At 55.9% G+C, this 18,891-nt stretch carries 20 protein-coding genes; 12 read left to right on the top strand and 8 right to left on the bottom strand.

Annotation, left to right across the window (positions count from 1 at the left end; genetic code table 11):
• Nucleotides 1–128: 128 nt before the first annotated feature.
• Nucleotides 129–686 (top strand): ATP-dependent protease subunit HslV, encoded by a 558-nt coding sequence (hslV, locus tag ACR0B0_RS09600; RefSeq protein ID WP_058283350.1) that lies wholly within the window; start codon nt 129–131, stop codon nt 684–686.
• On the opposite strand, the gene ACR0B0_RS09605 is transcribed toward hslV, so the two are convergent.
• A complete protein-coding gene (locus tag ACR0B0_RS09605) occupies nt 678–1,919 on the bottom strand; it encodes an MFS transporter (protein ID WP_170349538.1) in 1,242 nt (413 codons plus the stop codon). The genes hslV and ACR0B0_RS09605 overlap by 9 nt on opposite strands.
• A 192-nt stretch (nt 1,920–2,111) precedes the next feature.
• Between ACR0B0_RS09605 and hslU the strand changes: the two genes are divergently transcribed.
• The 3 genes from hslU (at nt 2,112) to ACR0B0_RS09620 (ending at nt 5,833) form a co-directional block, all read left to right on the top strand.
• Nucleotides 2,112–3,419, top strand: coding sequence for an ATP-dependent protease ATPase subunit HslU (hslU, locus tag ACR0B0_RS09610; protein ID WP_170349539.1), 1,308 nt, complete (start codon nt 2,112–2,114; stop codon nt 3,417–3,419).
• A gap of 294 nt (nt 3,420–3,713) precedes the next feature.
• Nucleotides 3,714–4,616: an alpha/beta hydrolase gene (locus tag ACR0B0_RS09615; protein ID WP_480567170.1), complete on the top strand. Its 903-nt coding sequence runs from the start codon at nt 3,714–3,716 to the stop codon at nt 4,614–4,616.
• Nucleotides 4,613–5,833 carry an MFS transporter gene (locus tag ACR0B0_RS09620; RefSeq protein WP_170349541.1) on the top strand — a complete coding sequence of 407 codons (1,221 nt, stop codon included), beginning with the start codon at nt 4,613–4,615 and terminating at the stop codon, nt 5,831–5,833. Before ACR0B0_RS09615 ends, ACR0B0_RS09620 begins: the two co-directional genes overlap by 4 nt.
• Here the strand turns inward: ACR0B0_RS09620 and ACR0B0_RS09625 are convergent.
• Genes ACR0B0_RS09625 through ACR0B0_RS09635 form a run of 3 tightly spaced genes read right to left on the bottom strand, consistent with a single transcriptional unit; the run spans nt 5,830 to nt 8,113 of the window.
• The gene (locus tag ACR0B0_RS09625; RefSeq protein ID WP_170349542.1) at nt 5,830–6,417 is read right to left on the bottom strand and encodes a Smr/MutS family protein; all 588 of its coding nucleotides are present in this window, start codon (nt 6,415–6,417) and stop codon (nt 5,830–5,832) included. The genes ACR0B0_RS09620 and ACR0B0_RS09625 overlap by 4 nt on opposite strands.
• Entirely contained in the window at nt 6,417–7,457 is a 1,041-nt protein-coding gene (gene mltA / locus ACR0B0_RS09630; RefSeq protein WP_170349543.1) for a murein transglycosylase A, read from the bottom strand. Before mltA ends, ACR0B0_RS09625 begins: the two co-directional genes overlap by 1 nt.
• Nucleotides 7,454–8,113 carry a Tim44/TimA family putative adaptor protein gene (locus ACR0B0_RS09635; protein WP_170349544.1) on the bottom strand — a complete coding sequence of 220 codons (660 nt, stop codon included), beginning with the start codon at nt 8,111–8,113 and terminating at the stop codon, nt 7,454–7,456. The genes mltA and ACR0B0_RS09635 overlap by 4 nt, the downstream gene beginning before the upstream one ends.
• 107 nt (nt 8,114–8,220) lie before the next feature.
• Between ACR0B0_RS09635 and ACR0B0_RS09640 the strand changes: the two genes are divergently transcribed.
• Together ACR0B0_RS09640 and secB are read left to right on the top strand one after the other, a co-directional pair.
• Nucleotides 8,221–8,712 carry an FxsA family protein gene (locus ACR0B0_RS09640; RefSeq protein ID WP_170349545.1) on the top strand — a complete coding sequence of 164 codons (492 nt, stop codon included), beginning with the start codon at nt 8,221–8,223 and terminating at the stop codon, nt 8,710–8,712.
• A gap of 64 nt (nt 8,713–8,776) precedes the next feature.
• Nucleotides 8,777–9,274: a protein-export chaperone SecB gene (gene secB, locus ACR0B0_RS09645; RefSeq protein WP_170349546.1), complete on the top strand. Its 498-nt coding sequence runs from the start codon at nt 8,777–8,779 to the stop codon at nt 9,272–9,274.
• Nucleotides 9,275–9,301: 27 nt separating this feature from the next.
• On the opposite strand, the gene dnaQ is transcribed toward secB, so the two are convergent.
• Genes dnaQ through ACR0B0_RS09665 form a run of 4 tightly spaced genes read right to left on the bottom strand, consistent with a single transcriptional unit; the run spans nt 9,302 to nt 12,036 of the window.
• Nucleotides 9,302–10,024, bottom strand: coding sequence for a DNA polymerase III subunit epsilon (gene dnaQ / locus ACR0B0_RS09650; RefSeq protein WP_480647519.1), 723 nt, complete (start codon nt 10,022–10,024; stop codon nt 9,302–9,304).
• Nucleotides 10,017–10,610: a dephospho-CoA kinase gene (coaE, locus tag ACR0B0_RS09655; RefSeq protein ID WP_480647521.1), complete on the bottom strand. Its 594-nt coding sequence runs from the start codon at nt 10,608–10,610 to the stop codon at nt 10,017–10,019. Before coaE ends, dnaQ begins: the two co-directional genes overlap by 8 nt.
• Entirely contained in the window at nt 10,607–11,440 is an 834-nt protein-coding gene (locus tag ACR0B0_RS09660; RefSeq protein WP_480647522.1) for a shikimate dehydrogenase, read from the bottom strand. Before ACR0B0_RS09660 ends, coaE begins: the two co-directional genes overlap by 4 nt.
• Nucleotides 11,437–12,036 carry a Maf family protein gene (locus tag ACR0B0_RS09665; RefSeq protein WP_480647524.1) on the bottom strand — a complete coding sequence of 200 codons (600 nt, stop codon included), beginning with the start codon at nt 12,034–12,036 and terminating at the stop codon, nt 11,437–11,439. Before ACR0B0_RS09665 ends, ACR0B0_RS09660 begins: the two co-directional genes overlap by 4 nt.
• A gap of 404 nt (nt 12,037–12,440) precedes the next feature.
• Here ACR0B0_RS09665 and ACR0B0_RS09670 point away from each other — a divergent pair, with 404 nt between their 5' ends.
• The 6 genes from ACR0B0_RS09670 to ACR0B0_RS09695 all read left to right on the top strand — a co-directional run bounded on the left by ACR0B0_RS09670 (nt 12,441) and on the right by ACR0B0_RS09695 (nt 18,889).
• Nucleotides 12,441–12,890 (top strand): CopD family protein, encoded by a 450-nt coding sequence (locus tag ACR0B0_RS09670; protein WP_170361059.1) that lies wholly within the window; start codon nt 12,441–12,443, stop codon nt 12,888–12,890.
• Between the two features lie 122 nt (nt 12,891–13,012).
• The gene (gene rho / locus ACR0B0_RS09675; RefSeq protein WP_170349552.1) at nt 13,013–14,284 is read left to right on the top strand and encodes a transcription termination factor Rho; all 1,272 of its coding nucleotides are present in this window, start codon (nt 13,013–13,015) and stop codon (nt 14,282–14,284) included.
• A gap of 30 nt (nt 14,285–14,314) precedes the next feature.
• Entirely contained in the window at nt 14,315–15,601 is a 1,287-nt protein-coding gene (mnmE, locus tag ACR0B0_RS09680; protein WP_480647527.1) for a tRNA uridine-5-carboxymethylaminomethyl(34) synthesis GTPase MnmE, read from the top strand.
• Between the two features lie 12 nt (nt 15,602–15,613).
• Nucleotides 15,614–17,482 carry a tRNA uridine-5-carboxymethylaminomethyl(34) synthesis enzyme MnmG gene (mnmG, locus tag ACR0B0_RS09685; RefSeq protein WP_480647529.1) on the top strand — a complete coding sequence of 623 codons (1,869 nt, stop codon included), beginning with the start codon at nt 15,614–15,616 and terminating at the stop codon, nt 17,480–17,482.
• Complete coding sequence (gene rsmG / locus ACR0B0_RS09690; RefSeq protein WP_170349555.1) at nt 17,479–18,093, top strand: 16S rRNA (guanine(527)-N(7))-methyltransferase RsmG; 615 nt, start codon at nt 17,479–17,481, stop codon at nt 18,091–18,093. Before mnmG ends, rsmG begins: the two co-directional genes overlap by 4 nt.
• Complete coding sequence (locus ACR0B0_RS09695; protein ID WP_170349556.1) at nt 18,086–18,889, top strand: ParA family protein; 804 nt, start codon at nt 18,086–18,088, stop codon at nt 18,887–18,889. Before rsmG ends, ACR0B0_RS09695 begins: the two co-directional genes overlap by 8 nt.
• The last annotated feature ends 2 nt before the right edge of the window (nt 18,890–18,891 follow it).

Raw genomic sequence — 18,891 nt, forward strand, 5'->3', positions numbered from 1 at the left:
GAGACTCACAATTGCTAGTCCGGTAACCCCGCATTGCGATTCCTGCATATCTTTTAGGCAGTTCGTGACCTGTTGCGCTGCGGACAGGTCCGGCCCATATAGGACGGCAGTTGAAAACGGAGGCTTTTATGGCGGATAGCGATTTTCCCGGATGGCACGGCACAACCATCATTGGCGTCAAAAAGGGCGGTCAGGTGGTGATTGCCGGTGACGGACAGGTCAGCCTAGGCCAAACCGTGATCAAGGGAACAGCGCGCAAGGTGCGCCGCCTGTCGCCCGGCGGGTTTGAGGTTGTCGCCGGTTTCGCCGGTTCAACCGCCGATGCCTTCACCCTGCTGGAGCGTCTGGAAGCCAAGCTTGAGGCCACGCCCGGCCAGCTGGCGCGCGCCTCGGTCGAACTGGCCAAGGATTGGCGCACAGACAAGTATCTGCAAAAGCTTGAGGCGATGCTGATCGTCACCGACGGCAAGGACCTGCTGGTGATCACCGGGGCAGGGGATGTGCTGGAGCCCGAACACAACGTGGCCGCCATCGGCTCGGGTGGGAACTTTGCCCTCGCCGCAGCCCGCGCCATGATGGACAGCGACAAACCCGCCGAGGACGTGGCGCGCGAGGCAATGGCGATTGCTGCCGATATCTGCGTCTATACCAACGGCAACCTGACGGTCGAGACGATCTCAGGCTAACAGCGCCTTGATCTCTTTTCCTTTCCAGCGCAGGTGCATGCCGACCAGCCCCATCAGGGCCGTTGCGATGACGATGTAATAGGGCAGGCGGATATCAAAGCTCATCAATCCGCCGCCGATCAGAGACATGACACCGCCCGCCAGACAGAAGACAGCGGTGGTCACACCCATGACCCAACCCTGATCGGTCTCGGCAACGGCCGAAGAAAACAGCCCCAACAGGGTTGGGTATGAGACGCCGAAAAAGAAATAGAAGAAGAAGACCGGCACGTAACTCAGGACACCGCTGGGGCTGAAGGCAAAACCGAACCCGCAAATCACCATCACCACCAGCGAAGTGTAGATGATCTGGTGCTTGCTGAACCTCTCTTGCGCAGGCTTCACCAGGAAGGTGCTTGAGAACGCCAGCGCAAAACCGATCACCACCATCGCCATGCTACCGCCAATGACTCCGTATCCCCAGGCGCTGGTCAGGAAATTATCAACGAAGACATAGAAGGTGACATTGGCGATCATGAACAGCGCATAGACTGGCAGGATTTTCAGAACCATCGGGTGTTCTCGCACAGCGATCAGGCTGTCGGTCACGTCCCGCGGGCGGAACACAAAAGCCGTACGCTCGGTCCGGGTGTCCTTGAAAAAGGTCAGCACAAGGAAGATGGCGATCAACACCAGAATAAATGCGCCATAGAACGGGGTTTTCAGCGTGGCAAAGCTGCCCAGCAGGTTGGCATCGGACAGAACCGCGCCAATGATTGGGCCGCCGACAAGGCCAAAGCTGACGCCGGTTATGATGTAACCCATGTTGCGGTCGCGATCCGCCGCGTCGGTACTGCCGTCAATCATCGCCGCCTGCGCGATGGGCTGGTTCCCTGCGGTGAACCCGGTGATCGAACGGCCTATGATCAGCAACAGCAAGCTGTTCATATACAGCGCCGCAATGGTCAACGCATACCCTACCAGTGCCCCGCTCAGACAGACCAGCAGCGCATTCTTACGCCCGATGGAATCCGAGACCTTGGACACATAGACCACACCCAGAAACCACGACAAAAAGAAACAACCAATTACCAGCCCGTAATACAGATGGCGGCGACCATCGGGCGTACTCTCGGGCAGGAACCCCGATTTCGTCTCCATGATCAGCGAGTTGATGATGGGAAACACCAGCCCTTGCCCGATCAGGTCCACAAACACCACGAACAGCAAGGTGATCTTGGCAATTTTCGTCACTTTCACACTCCTGACCGTCAACACCTTGAAATCACTGTAACAGAGGGCGCGCGTTTCACCTATGGAAAGCGTTTGCAAACCGGATGGGCCATTGCTAACCAACGCTGCCAATGAAAAGGGCTTGGTTGTTTTCGCGATTGCGGTGATTACCTAAGCCCAAGACTAGCCATGCCGACCGAAAGGACCGCCCCTGTGACCGACCTGACCCCGCGCGAGATCGTCTCGGAACTGGACCGCTTTATCATCGGGCAGAAAGACGCCAAGCGCGCCGTGGCCGTGGCGCTGCGCAACCGCTGGCGGCGCAAGCAACTAACCGATGACATTCGGGATGAAGTCTATCCCAAGAACATCCTGATGATTGGGCCCACCGGTGTCGGCAAGACCGAGATCAGCCGCCGTCTGGCCAAACTAGCCCGCGCGCCTTTTATCAAGGTCGAGGCCACCAAGTTTACCGAGGTTGGCTATGTCGGGCGCGACGTGGAACAGATCGTGCGCGATCTGGCGGATGCCGCCATCATCCAGACCCGCGAATACATGCGCGAAGACGTCAAGGCCAAGGCTCATCAGGCCGCCGAAGACCGCGTAATCGAAGCCATCGCCGGCACCGATGCCCGCGAAGGCACGCGCGAGATGTTCCGCAAGAAACTGAAAGCCGGCGAACTGGACGATACGGTGATCGAGCTGGAACTGTCCGACACCTCGAACCCAATGCCGATGTTTGACATTCCCGGCCAGCCTGGCGGCCAGATGGGGATGATGAATCTGGGTGATATCTTCGGCAAAGCGTTTGGCGGGCGGACCGTCAAGAAACGTCTGACCGTTGCCGAAAGCTATGATGCGCTGATCGGGGAAGAGGCCGACAAGCTACTGGATGATGAAACCGTCAACCGGGTGGCGCTGGAATCGGTGGAACAGAACGGCATCGTGTTCCTGGATGAGATCGACAAGGTCTGTGCGCGGTCCGACGCCCGCGGTGGCGATGTCAGCCGCGAAGGGGTGCAGCGCGACCTGCTGCCTTTGATTGAGGGCACCACCGTGTCAACCAAGCATGGTGCGGTGAAAACCGACCATATCCTGTTCATCGCCTCGGGTGCGTTCCACATTGCCAAACCGTCGGACTTGCTGCCCGAATTGCAGGGCCGACTGCCGATCCGCGTAGAATTGCGCGCCCTCACCGAAGAGGATTTCGTTCGCATCCTGACCGAGACCGACAACGCCCTGACCCGCCAATACACCGCATTGATGGGCACTGAAGAGGTCACTGTCAGTTTTACCGAGGACGGCATCGCCGCCCTGGCCAAGATCGCAGCGGATGTGAACCAAAGCGTCGAAAATATCGGCGCGCGGCGGCTGTACACAGTGATGGAGCGGGTGTTCGAGGAGCTTTCGTTCACCGCACCTGACAAGGCCGGGTCCGAGATCACCGTCAACGCCGATTTTGTCAGCGAAAATTTGGGCGAATTGACCAAGTCGACGGATCTGAGCCGTTACGTTCTGTAACGTCTTCAGCCGGAAATTGCCGCTGATCCTGCCCTATGTCGCTGGACGTGGGGCAAGAATTCGATAGCTTAGCGCAAAAGGCCGTTAGGACCCCGTTTGATGCGCTACCTGATTTTTCTATTTATGTCTTTATCTCTGAGCGCCTGTGTTGACAGGACGGTCTCTGAAATTGTGCCGTCGGCTGCGTCCATAGGAACGACGAAAACCGTATTTGCCAGCACGACCAGGGCCCGCGAAGCAGACGGATCATTTGGTTTCAGGCGCAGTGAAAAACTGCAGTTTCTGGAAACCACCGTGTCCATACCGCCAACACACACGCCGGGAACCCTGAAGTTCTCTTATGCAAATCCCAACCCGCAAAAAGAGTTCGTGCTGGCTGATGTGACCGAATTGAACGGGCCTCAGGGACTGCGGCACCATCTGCGTGGGCAGGACGAAGTGACGATCTTTGTGCATGGCTATAACTCGACCCAAACCGAAACCATTTTTCGCGCGGCGCAGCTGTCGCATGACATTGGTCTGCCCGGATCGATCCTGGTGTATTCCTGGCCCAGCCGTGCGACGGGATATGGGTACGCTTACGATCTGGACAGCATGCTTTTTGCCCGCGACGGTTTGGAACAGACCATTCGTGAATTGAAATCGATGGGCGTAAACCGGGTTCTGCTTGTGGCGCATTCCATGGGCAGTGCCCTGACGATGGAGATGATGCGACAAACCGAATTGCAGGAACCGGGTTGGGCCAAAAGAAATATCGAAGGTGTGGTTCTGATCTCTCCTGATCTGGACGTGGATTTGTTCCGTTCGCAGATGGACAGGATCGACAATCCACCCGACCCGTTCATTGTCATGGTCTCGCAAAAGGACAAAATCCTGAACATTTCAGCCCGTCTGCGAGGCACGGATGAGGGCGAACGGCTGGGCAATATCAGTTCGATCAAAACGCTTGAGGACTTTCCTATCAACGTGATCGACACGACCGCATTCAACAGCGATGCCGAATCTTCGCATTTCGTTGCTGCTACATCTCCGGCTTTGCTGGCGATCCTCAACTCGATCCGGCGGGTCAACAATACATTTGGCCCTGACGAGCGTCCGGCTATCGACATTCTGGTCCCCCCCAGCGAACGCAACCCCACAGGCGCGACCGGGATCGTGTTGACGGAAACTGGCCAGGCGCAGGTGTCCAACCCGTGACACGGGTTAAATTGCGTCATTTTCTTTTTCAAAATGCCTCTTGGTTGAGCGCCGGGGTTCTGCTGACGTTTTTGTCCAGCTTTGGGCAGACCTTTTTCATCTCGGTCTTTGCCGGTGAAATCCGTGCAGCGTATGGGCTGAGTCACGGGGCCTGGGGAGGGCTTTATTCTCTGGGTACCACCGTTGCGGCTGTCGTGATGATCTGGGCCGGCGGGTTGACCGATATCTTTCGTGTTCGGGTTCTGGGGCCGTTGGTGCTGGCTGGTTTGACGCTTGCGGCGCTGTCGATGGCGTTGAACAATAGACTGTTCCTTTTGCCTATCGTGATCTTTCTGTTGCGCCTTTTCGGGCAGGGGATGAGTACCCATCTGGCGCAAGTGGCCATGGCGCGCTGGTTCACCGCGACACGTGGCAAGGCGCTGTCGATCGCCTCGCTGGGATACGCGGTCGGAGAGGCGCTGTTGCCGGTGATTTTTGTCGCCGCGATGGTGTTTCTCGACTGGCGATTGTTGTGGGTGGTGGCCGCAGGTGTGACGGTATTGGGTATCCCGGTTCTGATGCGTCTGCTGCGTCTGGAGCGCACGCCGCAAAGCCTGTCAGGGGATCACATTGCCACTGGCATGCAGGATCATCACTGGACCCGGAGCGAGGCGCTGCGCAATTCGCTGTTTTGGTTCATGGTTCCCGCGATCCTTGCACCATCTGCCTTCATCACCGCGTTTTTCTTTCATCAGGTCCATCTGGCGCAGGTCAGGGACTGGCCGCATATTCAACTGGTGGCGCTGTTCCCTGTATTCACCGGCGTTTCGATCCTGTCGATGTTTGCCGCTGGTTGGGCGCTGGATAAATGGGGCACCGCGCGGATCATGCCGTATTATCAACTGCCGATCGGTGTGGGCTTTGCTATTCTCTCGGTCACCAACACCATAACCGGCGCCCTGATCGGCCTGATCTTTCTGGCTCTGACGGTCGGTGCGAACAACACATTGCCTAGCGCCTTTTGGGCTGAGTTTTACGGCACTCGCCATATCGGCGCGATCAAGGCACTGGCGACCGCGGTCATGGTGCTGGGTTCGGCCATTGGTCCAGCTCTAACCGGGGCGCTGATCGACTACAACGTCACGCTTGGTACTCAGTTTATGTGGATCGCTGCGTTCTTTGTTGTAGTCAGCAGTTTGGTCTGGACCGGCATTCACCGCGCGAAAACCGCGTTTTAACGACCCCGGCGCAGATACACGTAATAGGCCCCGTCGCCGCCGTGGCTGATATGGGCGGGTGTTACCTGTAACACAGCCTGCGCCAGCGGTGGGATCGACAGCCAGTGTGGCACCTGATTACGCAGTACGCCGCGTGGGGTCGGAATGGGGCCGGGTTCGTCACGGTCCTTACCCTTGCCCGTAATCACCAGCACCAGCCGCTTGCCCTGTGCCTGCGCCGTCAACACAAACCGCACTAGCGCCGGATGCGCCGTGTCGATCCGCATACCGTGCAGATCAATCCGACCTTCGGGTTTCAGCTTGCCGCGCTTCATCCGTCCAAAAGCCTTGGTGTCCATCTGCACCGGGCTGGCGCGCAGGCTGTCAGTGACCGAGGGCTTCAATGCATGACGCGCCACTTTGGCGGGCGCGGTCTGGCCGATCTCGAACCCGTCCAGCCGCATCTTTGGTGTTTTGGTTGGTTTCGGTTTGGGCAGGGTGGTGGGATGAACCGATTGCGGCAGCTCAGGATGCAGACGTTCAGCCTGTTTGGTGACTTTGCGCCACAGCTCGATCTCTTCTTCGGTCAGTTTGCGCCGGGTCATCAGAACTCATCCGGGATCAGGGCATAGGCGCGTTGGATCGGCAACAGGATCACCATGCGGCCCGGATCTTTCAGACGCCCTGCTGCCTGCCCAGCGGCATCACCGGTGCCAAAGAAGATATCCGCCCGCTGAGCACCCTTGATGGCAGCACCCGTATCTTGCGCGATCATCAATCGGCGCATCGGGTCCTTGCCGTCTTTTTCCACCCAGACCGGAGACCCCAGCGGCGTATATTCAGGATCCGCGGCAATGCTGCGCATAGTGGTGACAGATCGGTTCATCGCTCCCAGCGGGCCAAGTTCGGGCGCAACGCGGGTGACTTCACGAAAGAACACGTAGGAAGGGTTGTGAAGTAACAGTTCAGACCCGGCCTCGGGGTTTTTGCGCACCCAGGCGCGGATCATCTGCGCGCTCACCTCATGCGCGCCTAACGCACCGCGGCGGATCAATTCGGCCCCGATCGACCGATACGGATGCCCGTTCGCGCCGCCATAGCCCACGCGTAAGCCACCACCATCGGGCAGACGAATACGGCCCGAGCCTTGGATCTGCAAAAAGAACAGCTCGACCGGGTCATCAACCCAGGCGATCTCAAGCCCCCGGCCAGTCATAGCATCCCCGGTAAGGATGTCCCGGCGGCTCAGCCAAGGCCCTTCGGCGCGTGCTTCGGGTGGCATTTTGTAGATAGGGTATTTGAACCGGTCGGTCCGGCTGCGCGATCCATCCAGTTCGGGCTCAAAATAGCCGGTGAACAGCGCATCTTTACCGTCTTCAACCAAAACCGGTCGGAAGAACAGCTCGAAAAACGCCTGCGCTGCATCCCCTTCATAGGTTCGGGCCACAGCGCAAAGGGCACGCCAATCCGGATCATTCAGATCGCCGCACGTATTCAGAAATACCGAAAGGGCCGCCCCGTGATCGTCAGCGGCCCAGCCCTCAAGGTCATCAAACGACAGGATCGAGCGCGTCGCCTCAGCTCCGGCGGCGCTAGCGGTGGTCATCGCACCCACCAGAAAAAGCGACCGGAGTGCGGCAATCATGCGTCCGTGGCGACAAGCAGCCAGTTCGGATCGTCCGCGCCCATGACACGGGCAAAGGTCCAGCTGTCCTTTTGGCGTTTGACGGTGTTCGGGTTACCTTCGATGATATCGCCGCCGCGATCACGCACAACCGAGGTCAGCTCACCCACGAATTTCATGGTGATCTCGGCCTGATTGGTATCTTTGTCGAATTTCACGTCGGCCAATGTGGTTTCACGCACGCCGATAAACTCGGCCTCGATGGTCAGGCCCTGATCTTCACGCGCGGCCACAACGGACACGAACGTGTCGAACACCTCTTCGGACAGGAAGGGTTGGATTTCGTCCAGATTACCCTTTTCGAAACCCATGACGATCATCTCATAGGCACCGCGCGCGCCCTGCACGAATTCGGTGACGGAAAAGCTGGGCTCGATCCGCTTCATCGCGGCAAGCGTCTGTGCCTGTTCGCTGTCTTCGGCAACATGGTCTGTGATGTCGTAATCAGGACCACCTTCAATCACCTCAAACCCGCGGCGGGCACTGTGCCCGTCGGGTTGTTCCTGAACAGGAGGTTTCTCAAAACCTTCACGCGTACCCAGCACGCTTTTCAGGCGCAGGATCAGGAAAACGGCTATTCCGGCCAGGACCAGCAACTGGATCATCGGTTCGTTCATTTCATCCTCTTTTCAGACCGCGACTTTGTATACGCGGCCTCATGCCACTATGTAGGTGACAGTTCGTGGCAAGTCCACTGCCCGACCACTGGTAAAGGATAACGCATATGTACCTGTTCTTGGCATTTTTATTGGTTCCGATCATCGAGATTGCCCTGTTCATTCAGGTGGGTGGTCTGATCGGCCTTTGGCCAACCCTTGCAATAGTGGTGCTGACCGCTGTTCTGGGCACTGCGTTGGTCAGGACACAAGGTCGCATGGCGCTGGCGAACCTGCAGCGATCCTTTGCCGAGTTGGACGATCCGACAGAACCCCTGGCCCATGGGGCGATGATCCTGTTGTCCGGCGTTCTGTTGCTGACGCCTGGTTTTTTCACCGATGCGGTCGGTTTTGCCCTGCTTGTTCCGGGCATTCGCGTGGCCGTGTTCCGATACCTGAAATCGAAGGTGACGATCACCCAGTTCCAGATGGGCAATGGGGCACAGTTCCGGTCTGGTCCTGCACCATTCGAGCAAGATGACGTGATTGACGGCGAATTCACCGAAGTTCGGCCCCGTCAGGACCCTTCGAAACCATCGAAATGGGTTGAAGGACCGTGACCTGCATTGAGGTGCCGCGCCCAACTTGCTAAGCAGTGTCGAATTTCATTTTTGGAGTAGATCCATGGCCGAAGAAAACGCTGCAGAAAACACGGCAGCCCAAGCCGCCCCCCAGGTACAAATGCGAGTGCTGGGGCAATTCATCCGCGATTTGTCCTTTGAAAACGTGATGGCACAAAAAGGTGTGTCCGGTGACGTTCAGCCCGAAATCGCCGTTCAGGTGAATCTGGATGCAAAAAAGCGCGCGACGGAACATCAGTACGAAGTTGCAGTCAAACTGAACCTCAAGTCGAAAGCCAAAGGACTGGAAGACGTTCTGTTCCTGTGCGAAATCGACTATTGCGGCCTGTTCCACATCGAAGGCGTGGCCGAGGACCAGTTGCATCCGTTCCTGATGATCGAATGCCCGCGCATGTTGTTCCCGTTCCTGCGCCGCATCGTCAGCGATATCACCCGTGACGGTGGCTATCCGCCGGTCAATCTGGACAATATCGATTTTGTCGCGCTGTACCGCAACGAACTATTGCGTCGTCAAGCAGAAGCGCAGAAGGCGAACGCCTAATCGATTTGACCCGCGCCGTGTTTCACCTCAGGCGCGGGTCCACAAGGCGTTTTTGCCCAATTTCTCTACAAATGCTTTATGCGCCGCGCGTTCTTCGTCGGTGATCTTTGATGCCAATGGTGTCGGACGCGCCGCTGGGCGCCAATCGTCCTGACCGCCTGCGGCCGAGGAAGCAGTCGCGGTCAAGCCGAAGTCCGGCTGCCGCCCCCCGATCAGTTCCAGATAGACCTCGGCCAGAATTTCCGAGTCGAGCAACGCCCCGTGTAGCACCCGGTTCGTGTTGTCGATATTGAACCGACGGCACAGCGCATCCAGTGACGCAGGTGAGCCCGGAAACCGTTTGCGCGCAATTGCCAATGTATCCAGCGCCTGATCCATCGGAATCGACGGCAAACCCATCCATTTTAGCTCCGCATTCAGGAATTTCATATCGAAGGATGCGTTGTGGATCACCAGTTTCGAATCCTGGATGAAATCAACAAACCCCTGACCAACCTTGGCAAAGACCGGCTTATCCTTCAGCGTCACCTCACCCTTTTCCGGCGGGCGCGGATTTTCCAGCAGGTCGGGGCCAATCCCATGCACGCCAAACGCCTCTTCCGGCATGGATCGTTCAGGATTGATATAGACGTGATAGGTCTCGCCCGTGGCGACGTGATTCCACAACTCAACCGCGCCGATCTCAACAATCCGGTCGCCGCTTTCGGGATCAAACCCCGTGGTTTCGGTATCGAGTACAATCTCACGCATCTGCTATCCCCGCCCGTATTTGCCTGACCACATCCTGCACCTGCGCGCGGGCGTGGTCCAGAGTATCGGTCACGATCACATAATTTGACCGCGCGCATTTTTCGTCATTCGGCATTTGCTTGGCGCGGATCTGTTCAAACTGTGCATCAGTCATCGTACCGCGCGCCATCACGCGACGCTTTTGTTCGTCCGCCGGGATCGAGACACAGGCCACCGCATCCATCGCTGCATCACCACCGGTTTCAAACAACAGGGGGATGTCGAACACCAGAATATCCGCGGTCGCGTATTCCCGAAAAATAGCGCGATCTGCGGCAACAAGCGGATGTACGATGGCCTCAATCTGTTTCAGCGCGGCTGGGTGCTGCGCGATGACTTGTTTCAGGGCGTCACGACTGACAGACCCATCGATGATGGCATCTGGAAAAGCAGCGCGCATCGGCGCGACGGCCGCTCCTTCCCTTGAATAGAGTCTATGTACGGCTGCATCCGCATCCCACAGCGCACAGCCTTCTTCGACGAACATCTGCGCCGTGGTGCTTTTGCCCATCCCGATCGAACCGGTTAAACCAAGCGCGAAACTCATCCCAAAACCGCCGCGCGCAGGTCATCGGTCACCTCGGGGCGGGTGCCGAACCAGCGTTCAAAACCGGGCACCGCCTGATGCAGCAACATGCCCAGACCATCGACCGTGGTACAGCCTGCTTCCTCAGCCGATTTCAGAAGATGCGTTTGCAAAGGTGCATAGACCAAATCAGTCACAACCGCACCCGCTTGCAACCCATCCAAGGGCACCCTCAGTTCCGGTTGTCCCTGCATGCCCAATGAGGTCGTGTTGACCACCAGTTCAGCTTCTTCAATGACATTGCCGGCCTGTAACCAATCCACAACGGTGATGCGGTCGCCAAATTCATCTTTCAACTGATCCGCCCGGACGCGCGTGCGGTTGGTCAGCATGATCTGGGGCACGCCCGCGTCCAACAAACCCTGCAACACCGCCCGTGCTGCGCCACCCGCACCAAACACCACCGCCGGGCCATCCGACGGAACCCAATCCGGCGCGCCGCTGCGCAGGCTCTGCATAAACCCATAGCCATCGGTGTTGTCCGCGTGGATTGTGCCATCATCTTGAAACACCAAGGTATTTGCCGCCCCGATGACCGATGCGCGTTCCGATACGTGATCGGCGATACGCAACGCCGCTTCTTTGTGGGGCACGGTCACATTCGCCCCGACAAACCCCGCCTTCGGCAGGGTGCGCAAAACCGTCTCAAGATCCTCGGGCGCTACGTCTACGGGGATGTAATGCCCGGCCAGCCCATATTTCTTTAACCAATGGCCATGCAGTTGGGGCGACTTGGAATGCGCAATCGGGTGTCCGATTACTCCGGCCAGCGGTATTCGGTTATGTGTCATTGGTCGATCACCCCTTTGACGGCCAGAAAATTGAGCAGTTCCAACAGGGGCATACCCAAGACATTAAAATAGTCGCCGTCAATGGTGGCGAACAGGCGCACGCCTTCTTCTTCCAGCTTATAAGCCCCCACCGCGTGCCGGATACTGTCCCAATTGCGGTCGATATAGTCGCGCAGGTACGCGTCCGAACTCATCCGCATGCGCAAACGCACCTGCCCGACATGGCGCCAGATCGGCTCGCCATCCAGATAGATCACCGCCGCCGACAACAGCATGTGCCGCTTGCCCCGCATCGCCTTGAGCTGCGCCAGCGCCTCCTGGGGCGTTTCCGGTTTCGACAACAGCTTCCCGTCGAAATCCAACACCTGATCGCACCCCAGAACCATCGCACCTGGTTTTTTGTCGCTGACCTTGCGCGCCTTCATCTCAGCCAGTGCATCGGCGATGTCCCGAGGGGATGCTTCCTCAGCCAGCAACGCGCGTTTCATGGTATCCTCATCCACGCGCGCGACCTGAACGGAAAACGGCACGCCTGCGTTTTCCAGTAGCTGCGCACGTATGGATGAGCCTGAGGCCAGGATGATGGGGACAGACATGTGGACAACCCCGTGTGCAAATCGTTGAGCGTTCTTGAATGGTTTGTATGGTTTTCCGATTGACACGCAACCCCGGGATATTCGCGCAGATCTTCCCTGAGTCGCTCGAACGCTGTCCATCCGGGACAAGGATAAGTCGGAATGACGGGATAAGCGGGAACTCCACATATACTCAGAAACTTATCCCCAGAGCATCTTTTGCAGATACAACTTAACTCATTGAGTTAATTATATTATTTTCACTATTAACAGAATCATCGCTTTGACGCGTAAAAATGTCCACCTGGGGAAAACACATGTGTAAAATAGTAATCCACGAATTTTGTTCACCCTACAAAACCATCTTCCTTTTTCTTTTCTTATTTTTTTATTAGGGAGAGTTCCGAGCAACGCCCGGAGCCAGGATGACCGATCTTCTTTTCACGATTTACCCGTGGGTGAAGTCTTTACATATCATGGCCGTGATCTCGTGGATGGCCGGTTTATTCTATTTGCCCAGACTGTTCGTCTATCACGTAGAAAAGGCGCAAGCCGTCGATGGTGCTGAAACCATTTTCTTTGAAATGGAAGAAAAGCTGCTGCGCGTGATTATGCGCCCGGCAATGATTGTGGCGTGGGTGTGTGGCCTGATCATGGTGTTCACACCAGGCATTGTCGGTTGGGATTTTGCATGGCCCTGGATTAAAGGTTCTGCCGTGATCGGCATGACCTGGTTCCATCACTGGCTGATGGCGCGGCGCAAAGACTTCTTAGAGGGCCGAAATACGCTCACTGGGCGCCAGTACCGCATGATGAATGAGGTTCCCACCATTTTGATGGTTGCCATCGTTCTGGCGGTCATTTTGAAATTCTGAGGGCCTGTTTGACTCCGCAGTCAGCCGCGCTTATGTAGAGATTAACACGCCCGTCCGGGCGGCGTATCTTCCGTACTGAAATTCCACTTCGTGCCGCGATGCCTGCGGCGAAGGTATATATCATGACAACTGACACCCTGAATCTGGCTGACCTTAAGGCCAAAAGCCCCAAAGACCTTCTGGCGATGGCCGAAGAGCTGGAAATCGAAAACGCCTCGACCATGCGCAAGGGCGAGATGATGTTCCAGATTCTGCGTGAACGCGCTGATGAAGGCTGGACCGTTGGCGGTGATGGCGTGCTTGAAGTGCTGCAGGACGGCTTTGGTTTTCTACGTTCACCCGAAGCGAACTATCTGCCGGGCCCAGATGACATCTACGTTTCACCGGATATGATCCGTCAGCATTCGCTGCGCACCGGGGATACGGTCGAAGGTGATATCAAGGCACCGGATGAGAACGAGCGGTACTTCGCGCTGATCAAAGTCACCAAGATCAACTTTGAAGAGCCTGAAAAAGCCAAACACAAGATCCTGTTCGACAACTTGACGCCTTTGTATCCCGATGAACGTCTGAAGATGGAGATCGAAGATCCCACCATCAAAGATAAGTCGGCCCGGGTGATTGATCTGGTCTCACCTATCGGTAAAGGACAGCGGTCTTTGATCGTGGCGCCGCCGCGGACTGGTAAGACGGTGATCTTGCAAAACATCGCGCATTCGATCGAACAGAACCACCCGGAGTGCTATTTGATCGTTCTGCTGATCGATGAACGCCCCGAAGAGGTGACCGACATGCAGCGCTCGGTAAAGGGTGAGGTTGTGTCCTCGACCTTTGATGAACCTGCAACACGCCACGTCGCCGTATCCGAGATGGTGATCGAAAAAGCCAAGCGTTTGGTCGAGCATAAACGAGATGTTGTTATTCTTCTAGATTCGATCACAAGACTTGGTAGAGCGTTTAACACTGTGGTCCCCTCATCCGGTAAAGTTCTGACCGGTGGTGTGGATGCAAATGCTCTGCAACGGCCCAAGCGCTTCTTTGGTGCTGCGCGGAATATCGAAGAGGGCGGATCGCTGACCATCATCGCCACCGCGCTGATCGATACCGGCAGCCGGATGGACGAAGTGATCTTTGAAGAATTCAAAGGCACGGGTAACTCGGAAATCGTTCTGGATCGTAAGATCGCAGACAAGCGCGTGTTCCCGGCGATCGACATCCTCAAATCCGGCACCCGGAAAGAGGACCTGCTGGTCGACAAAGGTGATCTGGCCAAGACCTTTGTTCTGCGCCGTATCTTGAACCCGATGGGCACCACTGATGCGATCGAGTTCCTGTTGTCTAAGTTGAAGCAGACCAAGACCAACGGTGAGTTCTTCGACTCGATGAATACCTGATACAGGTCTTAACCGACGCGAGGCCTTCGAATGGATACGATATTCGCCTTGGCCAGCGCCCAGGGTAAAGCAGGGGTGGCGGTCATCCGCCTCTCGGGCCCTTTGGCGCATTCAGCCGCAGCCGACCTGACCGGCAGCCCGCTACCGTCCCGCGGTATGCGGGTTCGGTCTTTGTGTGCAGCTGATGGGTCACGCTTGGATGATGGGTTAGTTCTGACCTTCCAGGCCCCGGCCAGCTTTACCGGTGAAGACGTCGCAGAGTTGCAGATACACGGCAGCACGGCTTCGGTTAATGCGGTAATGCAAAATTTGTCCGATACGGTTGGGTTGCGGCTTGCAGAACCCGGGGAATTTACGCGCCGTGCATTGGAAAACGGCAAGATGGACCTGACGCAGGTCGAAGGTCTGGCCGATCTGATCGATGCCGAAACCGAGGCGCAGCGTAAACAGGCCCAGACCATTTTAGCGGGAGAGCTGGGTGGCTTGGCCGAACGCTGGCGCCGTGACCTGATCCGGGCGGCGTCTCTGCTGGAAGCCGTGCTAGATTTCGCCGATGAAGAGGTTCCAACCGACGTGACACCTGAGGTCTGCACATTGGTGACCGGCGTCATGCAAGACCTGCAACGCGAAGCGGACGGTGTAAAAATTGCCGAACGTATCCGGACCGGGTTCGAAGTTGCCATTGTTGGCCTTCCAAATGCAGGCAAGTCCACCTTGCTGAATGCGTTGGCGGGTCGAGAGGCCGCGATCACGTCGGAATATGCGGGCACAACTCGTGACGTTATTGAAGTTCGCATGGATCTCGGTGGTTTGCCTGTGACTTTGCTGGACACCGCAGGGTTGCGCGAAACCGAAGATCACGTTGAAAACCTTGGAATTAATCTGGCCCGTAAACGTGCGGACGCGGCTGATTTGCGGGTATTTCTGACCGAAGACCCGTCAGACCTTGGTGTTCCCATGGTCGAAGGTGACATTCAGCTTTTTCCGAAATCTGACCTGCGCGGGGATGATAAGGGCGGGATTTCCGGGAAAACCGGTCATGGAATTGATCAGTTAATTTCCCATATATCGTGTGTATTGGGTGAGAGATCCACAAGCCATGGTATTGCAACCCGTGAACGCCACCGAGTCGCACTGAATGAATCCAAGGCAGCTTTGGTCGCGGCGATGACAGTTCTGGAATCAGGCCCGGACCTGTATGATATCGCGGCAGAAGAGTTGCGGACGGCTATCCGCGCCCTTGAAACATTGGTCGGCAGAATAGGGGTCGAAGACCTTTTGGATGAGATATTCTCCAGTTTCTGCCTGGGTAAGTAAGGAGTGTTTCACGTGAAACATTCAAAGTTCGATGTTGTTGTGATTGGCGCCGGACATGCCGGAACCGAGGCCGCCCATGCCGCTGCACGCGTGGGGGTTGAGACGGCATTGGTGACGCTGTCTGCGTCCGATATTGGAGTGATGTCCTGCAATCCTGCCATTGGGGGTTTGGGGAAAGGCCACCTGGTTCGCGAAATCGACGCGATGGATGGTGTCATGGGCCGCGTTGCGGACCAGGCCGGTATTCAATTTAGATTGCTGAATCGCCGCAAAGGCCCAGCTGTGCAGGGCCCAAGGACTCAGGCAGACCGGGCACTGTATCGTGATGCCATGCAGAAAGTGACACAGGCGCAAGAGCATTTATCCGTGGTGGTCGGGGAGGTCACAGATTTTCTGACAGTTGGACCTCGTATCGTCGGAATACAATTGGCAGATGGGTCCGAGATTCATGCCTCGGCCGTGATACTTACATCCGGGACCTTTCTGCGTGGTGTGATTCATATCGGAGACGTTTCCCGACCCGGCGGGCGAATGGGGGACCGACCTTCTGTCAAACTGGCAGAGCGATTGGACAGCTTAAACCTTCCAATGGGGCGATTGAAAACAGGTACACCACCCCGGTTGGACGGTCGAACCATTGATTGGTCAGATCTAGAGCGGCAGGATGGAGACGAAGATCCGACGCTATTCTCGTTTTTATCTGAGTCAGCTGTCGCACCCCAAATCTCGTGCGGAATAACGCATACGAATGCGCGCACACATGAGATAATTGAAAAAAATCTGTCACGGTCGGCAATGTATGGCGGTCTTATTGATGGGGTCGGGCCCAGATATTGCCCTTCGATTGAGGATAAGATTGTTCGGTTTGCCGAGAAAGAATCCCATCAGATTTTCCTTGAGCCTGAAGGGATCCATGATCACACGATCTATCCAAACGGGATCTCAACTTCGCTTCCGCAGGACGTCCAGCATGATTATGTGCGGTCGATCAAAGGTCTGGAAAAGGCGGAGATCCTGCAACCGGGCTATGCAATTGAATATGACTATATTGATCCCCGTGTTCTGACGTCGTCCTTGTCCTTGCCTGATGCCCCGGGGCTATATCTTGCCGGACAAATTAACGGGACTACAGGATATGAAGAAGCAGCCGCACAAGGGCTTGTCGCTGGTCTGAATGCAGCACTCGCTGTCCTGGATCGGGAACCCGTTCATTTCACGCGTGCTGACAGCTATATAGGCGTTATGATCGATGACTTGACTACGCGAGGGGTTGCAGAACCTTATCGGATGTTCACCTCTCGGGCAGAGTTCAGGTTGTCTCTTCGGGCTGATAACGCTGATCAGCGATTAACACCTCTTGGAATTGACCTTGGATGTGTTGGTGATACGCGGGCTGAAAGATTTCATGAAAAGATAGAGAAACTTACAGCTGCTAAGTCAATTCTGACAGACCGGACTTATACACCAAAGGAGGTCCGTGCAGTTGGAATCAATGTCAATCAGGACGGAAATCGCCGAGATGGCATGGCTTTGCTGGCTTTTCCTGATGTTACGTTCAATGATCTGATTCCGCTTGAGGCGGGTTTGCAAGATATTGAGGAAGATATCCGAAGCCAGGTCGAACGGGATGCGCTTTATGCAAATTATATTGCGCGCCAGAAAAAAGACGTTGAAGCCATGAAACGCGATGAATCCTATGAAATACCACGCGATTTCGATTATTCGGCGTTGGAAGGCCTGTCCTCTGAGATGAAACAAAAACTGTCTGAGGCAAAGCCTATCAATATTGCTCAGGCCGGGCGGGTAGAGGGCGTGACGCCCGCCGCTTTGACCTTACTGCTGGCCAAGTTGAGGCGAGAGCAAAAGGTCCGAAAGGCATGAGCTATGAGGTATTTAAAGGTTTAGATGTTTCACGTGAAACATTTAGCCGTCTTGAAACCTATGTAGAACTGGTTCGGCGCTGGAATCCCAAGATAAATCTGGTGTCGCGCAACAGCCTGAATGACATCTGGTCACGGCATATTCTGGATTCAGTGCAGGTATACCGGTGTTCGGATGTGTTCCATAATTGGGTAGATTTGGGCAGCGGCGGTGGTTTCCCTGGCATGGTTTGCGCGATCATGGCTATAGAGGAAGCGCCAGAGGCGCGATTTACATTTGTAGAAAGCGATCAGCGTAAATCTGCCTTTCTGCGTAGCGTTGCACGGGAATGCGGGGCAAACTGTTCTATTGTTTCAAAAAGGATCGAATCCGTAGACTCTCTGAATGCGGATATTTTGTCTGCCCGTGCCCTTGCGGATTTGTCCACGTTATTGTCCTTTTGTGACAGGCATTTAAAAGAGTCCGGTACGGCGCTGTTGCCGAAAGGCGCAAGCTGGAAAAAAGAGTTGAATGACGCGCGCAAGGAATGGAATTTCGACTGTGAGCCGATTACAAGTTTAACTGAGCCCCAAGCTGTTATTCTAAGGATCAAAGGAGTATCGCGTGGTTGATCTGTCTCGTCCCTCAGGGCCCCGGATAATTGCGGTCGCCAATCAAAAGGGTGGGGTGGGAAAAACAACAACTGCGATCAACCTTGCGGCCGGTTTGGCAGAAGCAGGAAGCAGGGTTCTTGTGGTGGATCTGGATCCACAGGGGAACGCGTCAACCGGTTTGGGTGTTGAGGACAGGGATTGGACCACATACGATTTGATCCTGGACGATGCACCGCTTGAAGCTGTGGTACAAGAGACAGAAATTGGCGGGTTGCTGGTAATACCGGCAACCGTTGATCTAAGCTCGGCGGATATCGAACTGATTTCCAATGAAAAACGCAGCTATTTGTTGCATGACGCCCTGCGTCAGACCTCGATCGACCAGTTTGAGCTTGATTTTGTGCTGATCGACTGCCCGCCATCTCTGAACTTGCTTACCGTGAATGCGATGGTAGCCGCCCATTCCGTTCTGGTTCCCCTGCAAAGTGAATTCTTTGCGCTGGAAGGGCTATCGCAGTTGATGTTGACGATCCGAGAGGTTCGGCAAACTGCGAATCCGGACCTGAGAATCGAAGGTGTTGTGTTGACCATGTATGACAACCGCAACAACTTGTCCCGTCAGGTTGAAAAGGATGCACGTGACAATCTGGGTGAGATGGTATTTAAAACCAAGATACCCAGAAATGTGCGGGTCAGTGAGGCGCCGTCATACGCCTTGCCGGTGTTGCAGTATGACTCGGGATCGTTGGGTGCGATGGCGTATCGACATTTGGCGCGTGAAGTCATTCACAAGAACAAAAATGCCGCTGCCTGAGC

The organism is Ruegeria sp. BA12 (assembly GCF_056539625.1).

What these genes read in the sequence shown, in the direction of transcription:
- rho (WP_170349552.1), top strand. Translation starts at nt 13,013, where the DNA reads ATGACAACTGACACCCTGAATCTGGCTGACCTTAAGGCCAAAAGCCCC.
- ACR0B0_RS09635 (WP_170349544.1), bottom strand. Translation starts at nt 8,113, where the DNA reads ATGAACGAACCGATGATCCAGTTGCTGGTCCTGGCCGGAATAGCCGTT.
- ACR0B0_RS09660 (WP_480647522.1), bottom strand. Translation starts at nt 11,440, where the DNA reads ATGACACATAACCGAATACCGCTGGCCGGAGTAATCGGACACCCGATT.
- mnmE (WP_480647527.1), top strand. Translation starts at nt 14,315, where the DNA reads ATGGATACGATATTCGCCTTGGCCAGCGCCCAGGGTAAAGCAGGGGTG.
- ACR0B0_RS09625 (WP_170349542.1), bottom strand. Translation starts at nt 6,417, where the DNA reads ATGACCCGGCGCAAACTGACCGAAGAAGAGATCGAGCTGTGGCGCAAA.
- ACR0B0_RS09665 (WP_480647524.1), bottom strand. Translation starts at nt 12,036, where the DNA reads ATGTCTGTCCCCATCATCCTGGCCTCAGGCTCATCCATACGTGCGCAG.
- coaE (WP_480647521.1), bottom strand. Translation starts at nt 10,610, where the DNA reads ATGAGTTTCGCGCTTGGTTTAACCGGTTCGATCGGGATGGGCAAAAGC.
- secB (WP_170349546.1), top strand. Translation starts at nt 8,777, where the DNA reads ATGGCCGAAGAAAACGCTGCAGAAAACACGGCAGCCCAAGCCGCCCCC.
- ACR0B0_RS09670 (WP_170361059.1), top strand. Translation starts at nt 12,441, where the DNA reads ATGACCGATCTTCTTTTCACGATTTACCCGTGGGTGAAGTCTTTACAT.
- ACR0B0_RS09640 (WP_170349545.1), top strand. Translation starts at nt 8,221, where the DNA reads ATGTACCTGTTCTTGGCATTTTTATTGGTTCCGATCATCGAGATTGCC.
- mltA (WP_170349543.1), bottom strand. Translation starts at nt 7,457, where the DNA reads ATGATTGCCGCACTCCGGTCGCTTTTTCTGGTGGGTGCGATGACCACC.
- rsmG (WP_170349555.1), top strand. Translation starts at nt 17,479, where the DNA reads ATGAGCTATGAGGTATTTAAAGGTTTAGATGTTTCACGTGAAACATTT.
- dnaQ (WP_480647519.1), bottom strand. Translation starts at nt 10,024, where the DNA reads ATGCGTGAGATTGTACTCGATACCGAAACCACGGGGTTTGATCCCGAA.
- hslV (WP_058283350.1), top strand. Translation starts at nt 129, where the DNA reads ATGGCGGATAGCGATTTTCCCGGATGGCACGGCACAACCATCATTGGC.